This is a genomic window from Salinicola peritrichatus, from assembly GCF_003206715.1.
Classification (GTDB): domain Bacteria; phylum Pseudomonadota; class Gammaproteobacteria; order Pseudomonadales; family Halomonadaceae; genus Salinicola; species Salinicola peritrichatus.
Genome location: NZ_PZJU01000010.1, coordinates 158,370 through 175,536 on the forward strand (window position 1 = coordinate 158,370; position 17,167 = coordinate 175,536).

Annotated in this window: 11 protein-coding genes; 2 read left to right on the forward strand and 9 right to left on the reverse strand. The window is 61.1% G+C overall.

All coding sequences use genetic code 11. The annotated features are described in order from the left end of the window. Window positions 1-477 precede the first annotated feature (477 nt). Both ligB and DOM57_RS06285 read left to right on the forward strand, forming a co-directional pair. The gene (ligB, locus tag DOM57_RS06280) at window positions 478-2,247 is read left to right on the forward strand and encodes an NAD-dependent DNA ligase LigB (protein WP_110648365.1); all 1,770 of its coding nucleotides are present in this window, start codon (window positions 478-480) and stop codon (window positions 2,245-2,247) included. 150 nt (window positions 2,248-2,397) lie between these two features. After that, on the forward strand, window positions 2,398-3,651 hold the full coding sequence (locus tag DOM57_RS06285) for a capsular polysaccharide export protein, LipB/KpsS family (RefSeq protein ID WP_110648366.1): 1,254 nt from the start codon (window positions 2,398-2,400) through the stop codon (window positions 3,649-3,651). A 310-nt stretch (window positions 3,652-3,961) separates the two neighbouring features. Here DOM57_RS06285 and DOM57_RS06290 read toward each other — a convergent pair whose 3' ends face one another. The 9 genes from DOM57_RS06290 to rfbC all read right to left on the reverse strand — a co-directional run bounded on the left by DOM57_RS06290 (window position 3,962) and on the right by rfbC (window position 17,162). Further along, window positions 3,962-4,987, reverse strand: coding sequence for a glycosyltransferase family protein (locus DOM57_RS06290; RefSeq protein WP_110648367.1), 1,026 nt, complete (start codon window positions 4,985-4,987; stop codon window positions 3,962-3,964). 132 nt (window positions 4,988-5,119) lie between these two features. Beyond that, window positions 5,120-6,103 (reverse strand): glycosyltransferase family 2 protein, encoded by a 984-nt coding sequence (locus DOM57_RS06295; RefSeq protein ID WP_162619462.1) that lies wholly within the window; start codon window positions 6,101-6,103, stop codon window positions 5,120-5,122. A gap of 102 nt (window positions 6,104-6,205) precedes the next feature. After that, entirely contained in the window at window positions 6,206-8,521 is a 2,316-nt protein-coding gene (locus DOM57_RS06300) for a glycosyltransferase family 2 protein (RefSeq protein WP_110648369.1), read from the reverse strand. Window positions 8,522-8,531: 10 nt separating this feature from the next. Next, the gene (locus tag DOM57_RS06305) at window positions 8,532-10,373 is read right to left on the reverse strand and encodes a glycosyltransferase family 2 protein (protein ID WP_162619463.1); all 1,842 of its coding nucleotides are present in this window, start codon (window positions 10,371-10,373) and stop codon (window positions 8,532-8,534) included. 4 nt (window positions 10,374-10,377) lie between these two features. Beyond that, window positions 10,378-11,307: a hypothetical protein gene (locus DOM57_RS06310; protein ID WP_110648371.1), complete on the reverse strand. Its 930-nt coding sequence runs from the start codon at window positions 11,305-11,307 to the stop codon at window positions 10,378-10,380. Further along, a complete protein-coding gene (locus DOM57_RS06315) occupies window positions 11,307-13,730 on the reverse strand; it encodes a rhamnan synthesis F family protein (RefSeq protein ID WP_204352883.1) in 2,424 nt (807 codons plus the stop codon). The genes DOM57_RS06310 and DOM57_RS06315 overlap by 1 nt, the downstream gene beginning before the upstream one ends. 18 nt (window positions 13,731-13,748) lie before the next feature. Then, window positions 13,749-14,648 (reverse strand): hypothetical protein, encoded by a 900-nt coding sequence (locus DOM57_RS06320; protein ID WP_204352884.1) that lies wholly within the window; start codon window positions 14,646-14,648, stop codon window positions 13,749-13,751. 566 nt (window positions 14,649-15,214) lie between these two features. Further along, on the reverse strand, window positions 15,215-16,576 hold the full coding sequence (locus tag DOM57_RS06325) for a UDP-glucose dehydrogenase family protein (RefSeq protein WP_110648373.1): 1,362 nt from the start codon (window positions 16,574-16,576) through the stop codon (window positions 15,215-15,217). A gap of 40 nt (window positions 16,577-16,616) precedes the next feature. Beyond that, window positions 16,617-17,162: a dTDP-4-dehydrorhamnose 3,5-epimerase gene (rfbC, locus tag DOM57_RS06330; RefSeq protein ID WP_110648374.1), complete on the reverse strand. Its 546-nt coding sequence runs from the start codon at window positions 17,160-17,162 to the stop codon at window positions 16,617-16,619. Window positions 17,163-17,167 lie beyond the last annotated feature (5 nt).

Genomic DNA, 17,167 nt, shown 5'->3' on the forward strand with positions numbered 1-17,167 from the left:
CGAGGTTTGTTGACTCAATCAGCACGTTCGAATTACACCCCAATGACGCCTTTCAGACGGCGCTGAATGGCGATCGCCCGTGCCGGGTCTGGCGTCATGGGTGAGGCGATTCGGGCATCTGAGTGATGCCCGAATCGCCGAACGGGTTGGCCATGGATGGCCAACCCCGGCCCTGCAAGCGGGACAGGATGTTTTAGCGCAGCAGGACGCCAGAGGCGCGTTGGGCAGGGATGCCCTTTCGCGCCGACCCGAGCACGGGCGATTGGCGTTCAGGGTTTCGCCGTCTGTGGCGTCAAAAAAGGGGAGCGCGAGGGGCTTGCCCCTCGCATTCACGAGCGAAAGGGTGGCAAGGACTCGGTCAGTAGTAAGCTGATTTTGCTAGAATTCGTCGCCTTGGCAAACGGTTAAAAGCTCTCTTCCCTCCAGAAATCCCCGCCTCGGTCGTTGTAATGCTTAGCAGCAGCCAAGAGAACGACCATGCGACGATACCTGATTCCGTTCGGCTTCCTGGTTGGCGTTGGCGTACCCTTTGCCGCATTCGCCGACGCCACCTGCCCGCCGGGCTCTCTCGATGCCCGGCATGATGCCTACGAGGCACTGACCCAGCGCATCGAGGCCTGGGACGGCGCCTACTATCAGCGCGGCCAGCGCCTGGTCCCGGACGGCGTCTACGACGAAGCCAAGCGACGCTGGTTACGCTGGCAAGACTGTCTCAAGCCCCTCGATCTCGAACCGCTCGCCGCCCAGCCCGCATCGCCCACGCCGCCCACATCGACGGCCCTGGATGCCGGCACCCTCGCCCATCCATTCGCACAGACGGGGCTGGATAAACTTCCCGACCGTGCCGCGATCGATGCCTGGATGCATCGGCAAGGCGCCCACCCGCTATGGATACAGCCAAAAGTCGACGGTGTCGCCGTGACGCTGGTCTATCGCGACGGTGCGCTGGCCGCCGCGATCAGCCGCGGCGACGGCGAGTACGGCCAGGACTGGACCGCGAAGGTCGGGCAGCTGACGCAGGTGCCCCAGCGCCTACCGAGCGAAGCGCCGGTCACGCTGCAAGGCGAGCTCTATCTACGCCTGGAAGATCATGTCCAGGCGCGGGATGGCGGCGCCGGCGCACGCGCTACCGTGGCCGGGCTCATGTCGAAGCATCGGCTCTCAGAGAGCGAACGTGGTGCCGTCGGCTTCTTCGCCTGGGGTTGGCCGGATGGCCCCGATGCCGGCTCGCCACGCCTGGCCGGGCTCGAAGCACTTGGTTTTCCCGATACCACCCGCTACACCCGACGTGTCGAGACGACCGAGGACGTGGCGCAGTGGCGCGACCACTGGTATCACGCGTCCCTGCCGTTCGCTTCCGACGGCGTGGTGATCAAGCGCGTCGATCGCCCCGACGGCAAGCACTGGCGGGCGGAGCCTCCCGACTGGACGGTGGCATGGAAATACCCGGCGGCCCAGACATTGGCCGTGGTCGAGGCGATCGATGTCTCCGTCGGACGCACCGGCCGGCTCACCCCCGTGGCCAGGCTGCAGCCGGTCCAGCTCGACGATCGCCAGGTCGACTCGGTCAGCCTGGGCTCGATCGATCGCTGGCGAACGCTCGACGTTCGCCCCGGCGATCAAATCCTGCTGAGCCTCGCCGGCGCCACGATCCCGCAGATCGAGAGCGTCGTCATTCGCAGCGAGCCACGCCCACGGGTGACGTTCCCGTCGCCCGACCGCTACGGCATCCTCTCTTGCCTGACGCTGACGGCGGGTTGCCGGGAGCAGTTCCTGGCGCGCCTGACCTGGCTCGGCGGCCCCGATGGGCTCGATATTCGCGGCATCGGCGCGGCGAGCTGGGCACGGCTGGTCGATGCCGGCCTGGTACGCGGCCTGCTTGACTGGCGGCAACTGGACAGCGAGCGTCTGGAACGCCTTCCGGGCGTCGGCCCGGCACGGGCCCGGCAGTGGATCGAAGCCTTCCGGCAGGCCGAATCCGAGCCACCAATCCGTTGGCTGACCGCGCTGGGGCTGCCGCCGATACCCGAGGCGGTTCGTCAGCGGGCACTGAACGCGCCCCTGCACCGGCTGGAACAACGCTCCCGGGCCGACTGGGAGCGCTATGCCGGCATCGGAGAGACCGGGGCCAGCCAACTCCAGGCATTCTTCGCGGCGCCCGAGATACACGCGCTGCTGGTCTCGCTGCCCCAGTTTGAGACGACTCATGTCCCAGGGCCCGAAAACGATGAAATAAGCCAGCTGTAGATTCACAAAAACGGTTCATGGCATCGCCGTTACGTAGCGATACAGTGTCATCACGAATGCCGGCAGTGAGGCGGTTGAAGACCCGCGGATATCGGCGGGCACGCCTCCAGCTCCGATCCGGCTTCTCTTCGCTGCCTGCGCCGGGATGTCATGATGTGTCCTCGACAGAGAACCTATCTTTTCCTTCAAGGGCCACCGTCGCCCTTCTTCCAGCAGTTGGGACAACGCCTCGTCGATGACGGCCATCGGGTGGTCAAACTGCATCTGCATCCCGGCGAACGTCTCTTCTGGCACCTCGGTTCCGAGGGGGTTTTCCGACATCCCCTGGCGTTGCTGCCTCATGTCCTGATGTCGCTGTGGCGACAGCACGGTATTACCGACCAGGTGCTGTTCCAGGATTCTCGCCCCTGGCATCGGGAAGCCGTACTGCTCGCCCGCCGTTACGGGATTCGCAACCATGTCTTCGAAGACGGCTATCTGGCCCCGTTCTGGATTACCCTCGAGCGCGAGGGCGCCCACCAGCGCTCGTTGCTTCCCCGAGATCCCGACTGGTTCCGGGAAATGTCGCCGCGTATCCCCCACATGCTGCCTCCGCGCCCGTTCCCCGGCCGGGGTGTCGGCCGCCGGACCTTCGCCACTCTCGACCGTTTGGTATCGCTGACCGCGCCCATGATGTCGGCCCGCCGCAGCCGGACGTCCCCCAGCATCGGCCCGATTCCTTCTTCGGACACGCCACGCCCGCACAAGGATGTCGAACGGCACCTCGCACACAAGGACACCGTCTGGCTACAGGACGGCCGCCCCTTTTTCGTGCTGTCGCCCGGCAACCATCTTCGCCAAGACCTCGACAAACCGGATGCAACGGCCGAGACGCACCGCCTGCTGGAAAGCGTGGTCGCCTCGTTCAGCCGCTTTGCCGCCCCGCATTGCCGACTGCTGATTCTCGACACCACCTCCCGTCAAGGCAACCGGGGGGGCCGGCGCTGGCAGCGCCGACTATCGCGACTGTTCGATCTGGAGGGCCGCTTGGGTTATCGCTCCGCCACGACGCCGGAGCCATGGGTTTCCCACGCCAGTGGCTGGGTGACCATCGACGGCAACGACGCCCATTGGTCGCTGGAGCAGGAGTGCCCGACCTTTGCCTTGGGGCAGGCGACCTATTGCCTGCCGGGGCTCGCCTCGAGCAAGGGAATGGACGAGTTCTGGCGCTATCCCGCCCTGCCCGACATACGTCTCTATCATGACTATCGTCGGGTGCTGATTTACACCACGCAGATCAATGGCGACTTCTATCTCCGCGGCGGACGCGACCTCGCCGTCATCAATGCCGTGGAAAGGCTGACGGGCGACGACTCGCCCATCGAGCGCCTGCTGCGCGAGTCGCGCGCCCCTGTCGCATCCTGACCGCCCCATGTAGAGCGATCTTTTAGCCCCAGGGAGCCGCTGATTAACGTCATGAGCGCAGGCAAGACAAGGCCAAAATCAACGACAATCGTCAGGATTGACGATTTGGGCAGCTCTGCTGCTCGAAGAGCGAGCGACAGGGATGTCGCGAGTCAAACAGCGGAGTTTACGGGGGTATAAATGAGCATGTTGAGTTGATTTTTAACGCCGTATTGTCCAGCGGAATAGTTAATCAGAGGTTTCCTAGAAACGCCGGCACCCGCCATGAACACACCAGGCCGGTATCGATAGCGACGGAGAGACAGTTCGCTCAGCGGCGAACCCACCAGAAAGCGCGGGCGCGCTCGGGATTCCCGAGTTCCAGCGCTTTGCGCGCTGCGTTGCGAGCCATCATGCGCGCTTCCTCCGGCTGCTCCAGCAAGCGTTGAATGGCGGTTTTCCATGCCCCGGGCTGATTATCCACCAATAGCCCGTCCACGCCGTCCTCGATGATATGGCGATAAGGCGAGCAGAGGCTATAGATGCCGACACTGCCCATGATCGCGTTGTCGAGGAACTTGATGTGCGATTTGCCCGCATTGAATGGCGTATCGATCATCGGCGTCAGTCCGATGTGCACGTTCTGCCGGCTGCGATAACGCTGGAAGGCCCTCCAGCTGAGTGGCTTCGGCGTGTTGACGCGATTGAGCGACTGGAGTTGGCGTGGCGAGTAATCCCCCAGCATGATCTCGAACGTCAACGCGTCATGGCTGCCGTGAAGGTCGACCAGCGCCGGCGTGATCACCTCCAGGTCGGCCAGATGGGCCCGGGAACCATAGAACCCGATCTTCGACGGACAGGCATCCAAGCTTGGCGCCGTGGGCGTAACGATCAACGAAGGGGTCAATACGGAAACCGATTCGTGCAGACGGCTGTATTGCTTGGCCAGTCCATCGCTGCAGGCGATCACCTCATCCGCCAGCGACAGCAGACGCGGCTGTAGATTCACGGCAATGTGCCGCATGCGACGACGGTAGCTCTCGGGCAAGCGCGGATCCAGGGCCGCGGCCGGGATGTCGTCGTCGATCAGATAGCGGATCGATGCCATCTGCCGGCGGTTGGACTCCAGCCAGGAGAGCCAATAGCCATTGAGCGAACGACAGATCAGGATATGCGCATTGCGAAGCTCGCCCACCAACCATGGCATGCACATGATCGGCAGGCGCCAGTAGCTGGTATCGATCCGCTTGACCTCGATGCCTCTCGATTGCAGCCAGGGAGCGACCGAACTCAGGAAATAGATGTCTTCCGTCGGACAACAGCCATCACTCAATACCACCCAGCGTGGATAGGTCATGGTCCAATCCCCTTTTTTATCGGCGCTAATGGGTCGTCAGTCCGGATTTCGGCATGTCGCGTGCCGATGAGCGCTCGAGCCCGTGCTCGCAAACAAACCGCGTCTCCTGCCGAACGATGACGCACCAGGACCTCAGGTCGATGACTGCGTCAGCGCCCGGCCAATGTCCATTCGTGGTTTGAGCATCAGCTTGGTGAATGCCCCCAGCACCATTTCGTCGACGTCTGGGCCCATATGACGTTTGAGTTCGTCGTAATCCCCGAAGCTAGGCTCGGGTGCAATACACATTTCGAAGAAACGTTGACGATTGACGTGACGATTATCGAGAAACAACTGGCTCAGACGATTGTATTTTTCCTGTTTGTCTGCACTTGCGACGTAGTTATCGACTCTGGCGAAAAACTGCTCCGCACTGCGTAACGGCAGATGGTAGACGCAAGCTTCCCATTCACGCGCGAAAGCCATGACTTCCGGCTCCGGCTCGAGTACGCTCTGATCGCGCTTCGCCACCAACCAGTGATAACCCATGTGCAGCCGATGCGAGTGCCGATTGACGAATAGTGCCTTGGTATCGGATGCCTGCTCCCCCAGCGACCAGTATTCCGCCCCGAGCAGTTTGCCATCGAAATCCGGCTGATATGGGATGCGCTCCTTGCAGATCAAGTTGATCCATGGCAGGCGGAAATAAAAGCGCTTGATATTCTCTTCACCCGGGAAGCGCTTGGCATAATCGTCGTAAAATTCCTTGACGCCCTGGCCATGATTGAAAGTCAGAAATTCGTCGGCATCGAAACCATACACGACGTTGTAGCAATCCTTTTTGAGATAGATATCGAGCGCTCCCTGGATGTAATTCGCCTTGCGCTTGGAGAATCCCTGCTCGTCCTCGATTTCGATGAAACCGATCTCCTTGTCGGGAAAATTATGGCGCAATCGCGCAACGCATTGGCTCAAAAAATCATGCTCGATATGGCTGATGACGACCAGGCGATCGAATCCCAGGCGCAGGTGGTGAAGCAATGAGGCATAGACGATATCCTCTTCCCCTCTAACCATCGTGATAGCGGTAAACTCAACGTTCATAATCGGGTTCCCATCCTCGTTGTTGATGACCAATTCAGGTTATCGAAATGGGCTTGGGCCCAGGCCTGGTCGATATCTCCGACGCCATTCGCGGCCAGATGTTCGTGGCCGTTCCGCCATCCATGGCGGATCAGCTCAACGCAGCGAAAAGTCCTCGTAGGTCAATGTCAGGTTGGGGTGATACGCCGGATCATCGTGCAATCGGTGACGCCAGCGTCGACGCATGTATTGCGCTTCCTTTGCCGCCCGCGCCCGCTTCTCGGGCGTATCGTCTGCACCTCGCGAGAGCGATTCGTGGTGCCAGAGTTCGGCATAAGGCGTCCAGAGATTGCGGTAACCGGCCTCGTCGATCTTCAGGCACAGGTCGACATCGTTGAACGCGACCGCCAGGTTGACCTCGTCGAGCCCGCCGACCGCCTCGAAGAGTTCGCGGCGAACCACCAGGCAGGCGGCGGTCACCGCGGAGAAGTTCTGTACCAGGTGCAGCCGTGAGAAATAACCGGGTTCGTGTCGGGATAGGTATTTGTGCGCGTGCCCTGCCACCCCGCCAACGCCCAGAATCACGCCGGCATGTTGAACCGTTCCATTGGGGTAATAGAGCTTGGCGCCGACGCAACCGATCTCCGGGCGACAGGCCTGGCTCGCCATCTCGGTCAGCCAATCCGGATTGAGTGGTTCGATGTCGTTGTTCACCAGCGCCAGCAGGTCACCGCGCGCTTCCCTGGCGCCGAAGTTGTTGATCGCGGAAAAATTGAACGGCTCTGGCCAACGCAGGACGCGGACCCTGGAATCGCGGGACACGGCATCCAGGAAAGCCAGGGTCTGCTCGCAGGTCGAACCGTTGTCGAGTATCAGCAGCTCGAACTCGGGATAGTCGGTTTTTCCTAGCAGCGCCTCGACGCAGGGCTTCAATATCTCGAGACGATCGCGGGTCGGCACCAGTAGACTGACCAGTGGCGCGGGATCCGGCAGTGGCCAGCGCACCCGATACGTATTCGGGAAGCGTCCTTCCTCGACCGTTGCCGGCACCGCCAGGCGTTCGAGATGCGCTTGCACCGCCCGCAGGCCCGCGTGCCGCGTGTAGGTCTTGGCCGCCGCCGTGGACGCGGTCGAACCGTCGGCGGCCCGCCAGTGGTACAGCACATGGGGCACGCGAACGATATCGGCGGGTGAAAGTCCGGTAACGCAGCGCAGCGCCAGATCATGGTCCTGGCTGCCCTCGAAGCCCTCGCGGAAGCCTCCCACCGCCAGCAGTCGCGAGCGGCGATAGACGCCAAGATGCGAGAGATAGTTCTGGCTCAGCAGCAGATCCGGGTTCCAGGCCGGCTTGAAATGCGGATCGAAGCGTTCGCCGCGCTCGTCGATCTTGTCCTCGTCGCTGTACAGCACTTGCGCCTCGGGGTGCTGTTGCAGGGCCTCGACGATACGGAACAGCGCTTCGGGATGGAGGCAGTCGTCGTGATCCAGAAGCGCGACGAACTCGCCACGCGCCATCAACAAGGCAGTGTTGCTGGCCGCGCAGACGTGGCCGTTGGCTTCGCGCCGGGTGAGCTCGATCCGCGTATCGCCAGCCGCGAAGCGTGACAACACCTCCCATACCCGAGGATCACGGGAAGCGTCGTCGGCGATGCACAGCTGCCAATGGCCGTAATGTTGCTCCAGTACCGAGTGCAGGCATTGCGCCAGATAGTCGGGCAACGGGTCGTGAACCGGCAACACGATCGAGATCAAAGGACGCAAAGCGAAGCTCTCGATGCGCGCCGCTATCGACGCCGCCGACAATGTCACCTGGTCCCGTAGCCACTCGCCGTAACTTCGCCCCGCGCAGCGGCGTACGAACGTTTCCTCGTAATGCCGTAGCGCCATCGGCAGCCAGGGCTCGCCGGTCTCCCTGGCGATCCGCTTCAGCGTGGGCAAAACCTCGCTCTTCGGCGTCTCGAGCCATTGGACATGCAGGTTACAGAGACGCTGCGCCAGACGGTCGTGGGCAAAGCCCGGCAACAGCCAGATCAACCGCAGGTGGCATACCTTCAGGCAGCCCGGCGTTTCCATGGGATCGAAACGGATCGCCCGCACCTTCGCCGCGACATGGCAGAGGCGCTTGGTCACCCGCCCCGGTCGCAGGGCCAGGTAGATGCTCTCCGTCTCCCGAAAACCGTGGCCGGTATCGAAGTAAAGCCGGACCGCCGCGCTCGGCTGGTCGTGCATCAGCAGCACTTCCAGCATGTTCCAGCCCGGTAGAGGTAGCGAACGCTTCCACAGAAACTGCGGATCATCACCGGTTGCCCGCCACTCGAAGCCGTTCTGGGTTCCGCCTGGATCGAACGCGAGCGGTTCGAGCTGATGCAGTGGGCGTAGTCGAGGCGCGCAGACCAGGCGCGTGGCAAGCTGCAGCCGGCTGCGAAGATTGACCAAGGCCAGCGAGGATGACGGAAACAGGGACGATCGCATGTCGATAACCTCAGGTTTCCACCAATGGGTCCATGCGTTCGGCCGCCCGGATGCGTTGTTCGCCGATCGTCTGTCCGGTCAGCGTGACACGGCACGTGACCTTGTCCCCGGGTTCGGCGTCAAGCGGCAGATGGAAACCGATGTAGGCGCCCCGCGGCGCCCCCCAGCGCAGGAACCCCGGACGCAACCCGTTGGCGAGGCAGCCACCGACGTGAATGTCGTTCACCCACACGTCGATCTCGACCGGAGCGTCGTCATTCGCCCACCAGGACCAGCCGACGACGCGATCGGACAGGCACTGCTGAATCGCCCCGTGAGCGAAGGGATGCCCGGCTCGCCATAGCGCCAGGCGCGTCTCGAACAGGCGCTGGCTCTCCTCGTAGAGACGCAGATCCTCCAGGTTCAGCGCACGCAGCGCCTCCCCGTCATCGACGGAGATGTCATAGACGTACTCGGCCGAGGCATGCCCCAGATTTTCCTGCAACCCGGGCACTTCCCAAGCGTAGAGATCGTTGATCAGTGCCAGGGAGTCGGCATAGCGCTCGGTGACACCGACGAATCCCAACGCCTCCAGGCGCGTCGATTCCAGAAAACGGCTCTGCCGGTTGACCATGTCCGATCGACGGTAGAAGTCGCGGAAACTCCCCTCGTAACCGTGATGCCGTACGAAGTGGTGGTAATCCGAGGCGATCCGCTGCAGCGGTTCCCGAACGAAGGTGAAACAGTTGCGCAGTCCCGCCAGATGAACGTATTTGGCCAGCGGCACGTGTCCGGCCAGCAGTTGCACCCGCTGTTGCTGGAGTTGTTGCCAGAGCCTCCAGTAGTCGCGCCGTTCGTAGGCCCAGCGCACCACCGCCGGTGCGGTCTCGCGTTGGTTCTCGCCATAGTCGTGCCACACGTGGGGTGGGCCCAGGTAGCGCTTGGCGCCAAGACGAAAGCTGGTTCCCGCCGTCTTGGGAATATGGACGAAGAATCTCGGCGGCGGTTGAACGGGCTCCTGCGGTGTCAGCCTCTCGATGGCCTCACGCAGCTGCATCAGTAACCCGGCGGGGAGTGTCGTCGCTTCCTCGTTCAGGTCGTGGTGGCGAAAATAGTTCATGTCGCGGGAGTGGTTGGGCCCCATGTTGGCGCGGCCGCGGGTCATCTTGGTGTCGATGAACTCCTCGCGAGACTTGACGTTGAAGTGGTAGACCTTCAGCGGTGTGGGAACAACGGCCTGCGTGCGCCCGGTGTCCGGCTTGCCGTCGACGAACTCGGCCGGCCTTCCGTCGGCGGTGACGTAACGATAGCCGGGTTCGAGATAGGCCGTGTGCGCCGTCATCGACTTCACATGACGCGGCTTGACGATCGACTTGACGTGACAATTGACGTTGCGGGTAGCGACGCTCGCCCGCCGGAAACGCTCCAGGACGCCGCCGGGCTGGCGGTGGCGCATGCCGGACGAACCGAATATCCGCCAGTTGACGGCCACGGCGCCCACGTCGGGCTTTTCGAGGAGCGGCGCCAGCCATTCCAGCGGGCGATCGCTGTCCGGATGCACCAGGAACTCGTCGGCATCCAGGAAGGCAAGATACGCGGCATCTCCGCCAAACTGCTCCAGCACATGCTGGTACCAGCTCGTTTGGGCCTTCTCCGCCGGCGTCCAGACCTGCGTGGTAACCAGGCCCAGTCGCTGCCAGTGTGCCAGCAATCGATCGCTGTCATCCTGGCTACCGTTATCAGCAATGTAGAAGTGCTCGAAACCGATCAGGCGATGATAGGCGATCCACTCCGCGAGATAGGGCCCTTCGTTCTTGACGATGGCGGCAATTGCAAAACCGTAGCGTGGGCGCTCGCCGGTAGACTCGTTCATACACTTAGGCCACCTGACAAGCTTCGAGATTGAAGTTGGGCGGCAGCACCAGCACCGGCTTGTAATTCGATTTCTCCAATAACGAGACATCGAATTCGAACTGGGTCGCCAACGACTGGTTGGAACGTTTGAAGTACTGATCGAAGGACTGCTGCTCGGGCACCGAAAACAGCTCGTACTTGTCGTTATCGTTGGCGACGTACTTCGAAGCCGTGATGATTCGGTCGCGGATCGCCAGGAAGCTATCGTTGTCTCCAGCGTGGCGTCCTTGCTCCTGGATCATCGACAGGCACCGTGTGGGTACTGAGGGGTTGACGATCGTCGACTGCCCCGCTTCCGCCTGTTTATAGACGACGCCGAACAGCATCAGGAAGCGATCGACCACATCGCGCCCATAAGGAACGATGACGATGTTTTCCTGCCCCACCACGTCCGTCCAGCGTTTCACGTTCTGGTTATAATTCAGCCAGTTGATGTTATTCATCGCCAACGCGAACAGCGACGATGGATAACGAACATTGGGGTCCTTCACCAACTGATTGAACAACGAAAGCAGCAGCTCCGACTGGCAGCGCAGAGTGAAAATCACCTTCACCCGCTGGAAGTATTCGGCGGCCAGTTGCCGGAAACGCGGATTGTCGAAATAAAACGGCGACAACTCGGAGGAGATCAACACGCTCTCCGCCGAACTGGCGTCGATTTCCTGCTGGAGTTTTTCGATCGCCTGCGCTGGCGCCATATCGCTGGCATAGACGCCGGCGTTACGAAACGCGAGCGCGAACGGATGGTGCGAGTGGTCCGGCCACTGCAGCGATTGCGGATAGAGAATCCCCTGGGCCAGGAAGGATTCACGCTGTGCCTGAATCTGGGCCTGGATCGCCGAGGTGCCGGTCTTGGACCACCCAACGTGAAGATAGAGCGTATCTTTTTTCATTATTGGCCGATGAACGGGTTACGTCCAACCTCGCTGATTAACCGCCCCCACTTGAGAATCTCCATCTCATTCAGAGAATCCCCCCCTTCCAGCACGTCCGGAAAACCCAGGGCGCGCCACTTGTCCACCGGGTGGAGAATATGGAACGTCGTTATCCCCATGTCGCCCGGCCGCTGAGCGTCGGCAACCACGTTGTCGCCGATATGCAGGTGACGAGTGATGCCTTCGTTGGCCAGATCCCGCTTGACCTTCACCCACATCGAACCGTTGTCCTTGCGGGCCTGCTCCTCACTCGACACCATCAGACGGTAGGCGGCAGAGACGCCGGCCTTGCGAAGCATCAAGCCGACCTGATCGCGGGTGTAGTAGCTATCGGAAATGATCCACAGAATGTGGCCCTGTGCCGCCAGGTGATTGCACAGCTCGACCATCTCGTCCTTCGGCAAGATCATTTCCAGGTCGAGCTCGAACTCCAGCGCCATCCACCGCGCGGCCTGCTCCCGGCTCACGCCGAGGCGGTCGGCCAACTCGACGTAGATGTCGCCGATGCGTACGTCTCCCTGGAAATTCGCGCGTCGACGCAGCTCGGATTCGGCGGCGTTTCTCAGCGTCACGAAGGCCTGCGCCGACTCGACCACACCCTGTTCGGCCAGCTGTTTGCCCAGTTTCAACTTGGCGTAGTCGGGTACCGTGTAACGGCGGCGGACCAGCGTGTCGAAGACATCGAAGCTGATGCACGAGTGCGCCTGAATACTGGGGAGATGATGCTCCAGACTGCCGTGATAGCTGGACGTGATGTAACCGTTGTCGGTGGTGAACTGACCGGTCGGCGGATAGAAGAAGAGCTGCCGAAAGCCCAGGTTTTCGGCCAGCGGCCCAATCACACGTTCGAGCGCATGCAGCATCGAGTCGTCATTGGGCAGCGGTTCCTGGGGAAAGTCCTCGTATTGCCAGGGCTGATCGAGAACCCCTTTCAACGCCTGCGGACGCGACCAGAACATGCCGCCCGCGGGATAGCTGAGAAAATCGGGGATTCGCCCCAGCCCGAGTTTGCGCTGCCACTCCCGTACCGCGCCCTTGTTCATGGTCAGATGATTGACCCAACTGGGCATCATCCAGAACGTGGTGGGATAGTACATGCCCAGCGTGTCGTCGTCGGCGAACGCATTGAGCAGCCGTGTGATGACGGAGACGTCACGCAGCAGATACTCGATGAGATATTCCGCCCACTGGGTCTGTTCCTTGCCCGAGTAGAGCGATTTCTTCGAGTGCAGGTGGCACAGCAGGTCGTACTCGCAAAGCGCCTGACCGTACTCCACCAGCATGGGACCGAAGTTGCGGCCGCGGTTGGGCACGACGCGCGTCTCTACCCGATTGACCCGCGCGTGGTTCTCGAAGATTCCCCGCGCCCGGCTCTCGAAGCGCGCGTCGGCGAGCGTCAGGTAGACATCCACTTCGATCGGGAAGCGGGCAATCGCCTGGGCGAACCGGTCGAGAAAGTCCTCGTAGAACACATGCAGACACAGTGCCACCTTGAGTTCGGAGGCCGCCTCGCTGAGGGTGCTGCTCGGTTCGATGACCTGGCGCGGAAACCAACGCACGGTGGCGGGCGCATGTTGACGCCCCTCGCTGCGCCCATGGAGCAGATAGTGCTGAAGTGGGCTCTGCTGGGCATGGAACACGTCCATGTACATGCGATGGTAGGTTTCGCTATCGAAACGCGGCGAGGGATTGACCGGCGCGAACTGTGACTTGCGCAGGTAGTCATCAAAAGCGGCCCGGTGATCGTCGAACTGCAATTGGTAGGTCGACTGATACCACTGTGGATCGAACAGACCGCTTTTGATGGCTTCATCGTAAACCCGGTTCATCATCGCCTGCTGGTCTACAGCCGCCGGGCTCTGCTCGAGGTGCTGCATCCGCTCGACGAGCGATACCCTCGGCTCGTCGTTGGCGGCCATGCTGCCCGGCTCCACCACTTCCGATCCGGCACTCGCCCGTGGCGTCGACAGTGACGAGACTTCATCGTTGGCGGCAAGCGCCGTCGTGCCATCGTCGTTGCCGGAGCGCGCGTCACCAGGGCGCACGTCGCCCGACTCGGACGCGTCGATAGAGGGAGCTTCGGCCGGTGTTGCCCCGGAGTCGGCGTTCGGCTGTTTGACGCCCGACTGAGCCGCGCCTTGGGTACCGTTTCGTGCACTGGCCAACGCTTCCCTGGCCTCCCGGACGGCACTCGACGTCGGTGTTTCCTGCCAGAGGACGCGATGCCCCACCATCGAGTTCACCATGGCGTTTTCGCCATCGAAAGGCGGCATCTCGACCGATTCGACACTGTGCTCCTGACGCTTTTTCTTGCTGGCACCGCCCCCTGGGCTGGGAAACAGCCACGGCAGCAGCGATGTCATTTTTCCAGCTGGCTTCATGAGATTATCCCTGCCTCGTTATATTGCGAACATCTTCAACGGATTGAGCAGTCCATTACCGGTAATGTCGTCATCGACACTGAACAGATGCCAAACGTCACGCGGAATACAATTGGGCCGCGTGGCGAACACCTCGTAGAGCTCCCGAACGTCGTCTCGGGTATAGGTCACGCCGTGACGACGGCAGTCGATGACATGATCGATGGCGCCATCGAATACCATTTTGAGGTCCTGAAAATAGCGTTGCGTAGCGGCTTCTCGTCCATAAAAGAATTCGAATTCGCCATCGCTTTTCTGTCGCATGTCGACCATCTGACCGTGGGGAGCGGTCAGCAGCGACTCGAAAAGCAGCGAGCGATCGAGCATGGTGCAGCCATTCCGCCAGCCGACTCCCTCATGAAAAACGCCCTTGAGCAGCGCCCGGTGATCGCCCACCGGGGTGTCGCCGGGTTTGGTAGCGATGAAATAGAGGCCGGACGTATCGCGCTGGAGGATATGGGTCAGCACCTTTTGAATGGTCCCGGAGTATCCCAAGTCGAACATCAGCGGACGCTTGTCCGGGTCGGTGAGCCCCGAACGCTCGAGATAGGCGGTGAGCGCCTCCCGCGTCGGCGTGACAAGTGCGGCGAGCCCCGAAAAATGCGGCTCCAGCCACTGTCCCACCTTGTCCCGGTCCTGAGGCAGCTCGCACTGAAAGCGCAACAGCTCGATCGGCAAGACCGAAAATATCTCGTGGAGCTGCAGCCCGAATCGCTTGCGCATCAGGTCCATGACACTGCCGTTGAAGTCGTTACCCAGGGCGATCGACATGATTTCCGGCGTTCCGAGCATCGCTCTGAACAGCAGCGTTCTCGAGACACGCAGATAGACGGGATCGCTCGGCAGGTCGATGAGGTTCTCGCGTTTCAGGCGACTCAAGAGCCGATGAAAACACCACCCTTCTCTCGCCAGGCATACAGGCAAATGTCCCCTGGAATCGGCTTCGATGGATTCGGCATAAACGTGCAGCGCCGGCCCCAGAAAGGCAGCACCAAATTCATGTAATGCTCTACTCTTGGCTTGCATGTCTGGCCTCACGAAACCGTTACACGCCGTCTTGAATGAAAGTTATGGCCGAGTCGGTATGAAATTTCTCGACTTCGAATGGGCGTTATCAACCAAAAATGCCTGATGACATTCTTTCTGGCTACAACGCTTTTTTATTTGTCATAAGTCGGAACCATTTACTTGTAAACACCGACCTCAAATCGTCACGATTCCTTCATCGTGATTTAATTTTTCTTTATCAGCGGTCAAATTACGTAATTCTGCTCGGCAAAAGAAAGCGAACCCAAACCGTATAAGACTTTGGTCAGGCTAATCGCCGGCACGCTCGGAATGAAGATGAATTTACTCATTGATATTTGCCATTTGCGATTTGAAGTTTGGAACGCCAATGACATGAATTGATTACACGCCGGGTCATCCGCTGACCCGGGCGGATATCAAGCGGCGGCCTGTTCGGCCTTGTCGGCAACCAGCGTCTTGCCACGCCCGACGCCGTAGTAATCGATACCGGCGGCCAGCATCGTTTCCGGGTCATAGAGGTTGCGCCCGTCAACCACCACGGGGCATGACAACTGCTCGCGTATCCACTGGGCATCGAGGGTGCGAAACTCCTTCCACTCCGTGCAGATCACCAACGCATCGGCTCGCTTGACCGCCTGCACCCGATCGGCCACCAGCACCAGGTCGTCGCGCTCGCCGTAGAGCCGCCGGCACTCCCGCATGGCTTCGGGATCGTATGCCTGGACGGTCGCCCCCGCTGCCCATAGCGCTTCCATCAGGGTTCGGCTGGGTGCGTCGCGCATGTCGTCGGTTTCCGGCTTGAAGGCCAGTCCCCACAGCGCGATGACCTTGCCGTTCAGCTCTCCCGCCAACGCATGGGAAAGCTTCTCGAACAGCGTCGATTTCTGCCGCCGGTTGACCGCCTCCACCGCTTTCAGCAACTCGGCATCGTATTCCACCTGGGAAGCCGTTCTGGCGAGCGCCTGCACGTCCTTGGGAAAACACGAGCCGCCGTAGCCGCAGCCGGGATAGATGAAGTGATAGCCGATCCGGGGATCGGAGCCGATGCCGCGCCTCACATCCTCGATGTCGGCCCCCAGACGTTCGGCCAGGTTGGCGATCTCGTTCATGAAACTGATCTTGGTTGCCAGCATCGCATTGGCGGCATACTTGGTCAGTTCCGCCGCGCGAATGCCCATGAACATCATCTTTTCGTGATTGCGGTTGTACGGGGCATAGCATTCGCGCATCAATTCATTGACGCGCTCGGATTCCGAGCCGACGACGATCCGCGCTCCACGCGTGAAGTCTTCCAGCGCCGAGCCTTCCTTGAGGAATTCCGGATTCGAGCAGATGTCGAAATCGATCTCGGCCAGACGTTCGGACAGTATGCCGGCAATGCACTGGTGCACACGATCGGCCGTGCCGACGGGCACCGTGGACTTGTCGATCACCACCTTGTAGTCGTCCATGTATTGACCGATGGTCGAAGCGACCGCGAGCACGTACTGCAGATCGGCGCTGCCGTCTTCGTCCGGCGGCGTTCCCACCGCGATGAACTGCAGGACTCCATGCGTCACGGCATGCTTCGCGTCAGTGGTGAAGTTCAACCGCTGCGCTTCCACGTTGCGGATCACCATCGATTCGAGGCCGGGCTCGTAAATCGGTATCTCGCCCTGGAGTAGCCGCCCGATCTTCTCTTCGTCGATATCGACGCAGACCACCTCGTGCCCGACATCGGCCAGGCAGGCTCCGGTCACCAGACCGACGTAGCCGGTGCCAAATACGCTGATTTTCATGCGGATCGCTCCTTGTTATGGGTAATGGTGGCTGCGCTGCTCAATCGAAGACCGGCGCATCCGCCAATGAGCTGCCCTGCTCGTCCTTCGCCGAAGTGATCGGCTCGCCGCTCACCAGCGGCCAGTCGATGGCCAGCTCCGCATCGTTCCAGTGCAGGCTGTACTCGTCTCCCGGGGCGTAGTAGTCGGTGCATTTATATTGGAATTCGGCTTCCTCGCTGGTGACGTAGAAGCCATGGGCGAAACCCGGTGGCACCCATAACATCTGCCGGTTGTCGGCGTTCAACAGCGCACCGACCCACTGACCGAAGGTGGGGGAACTGCGACGCAGGTCCACCGCAACGTCATAGACCTCGCCATGGGTGACCCGTACCAGCTTGCCCTGGGGTTGGCGCAGCTGATAATGCAGGCCACGCAGGATGCCGTGTCCGGACTTGCTGTGATTGTCCTGGACGAAGGTGTGTTCGCCGCAGTGTTTGACGAACTCGCTATGACGGAAGGTTTCCATGAAAAAACCGCGATCGTCGCCGAACACGCGTGGCGTCATCAGCACGACATCGGGAATAGCCAGACGCTCGTAATTCATGCCTT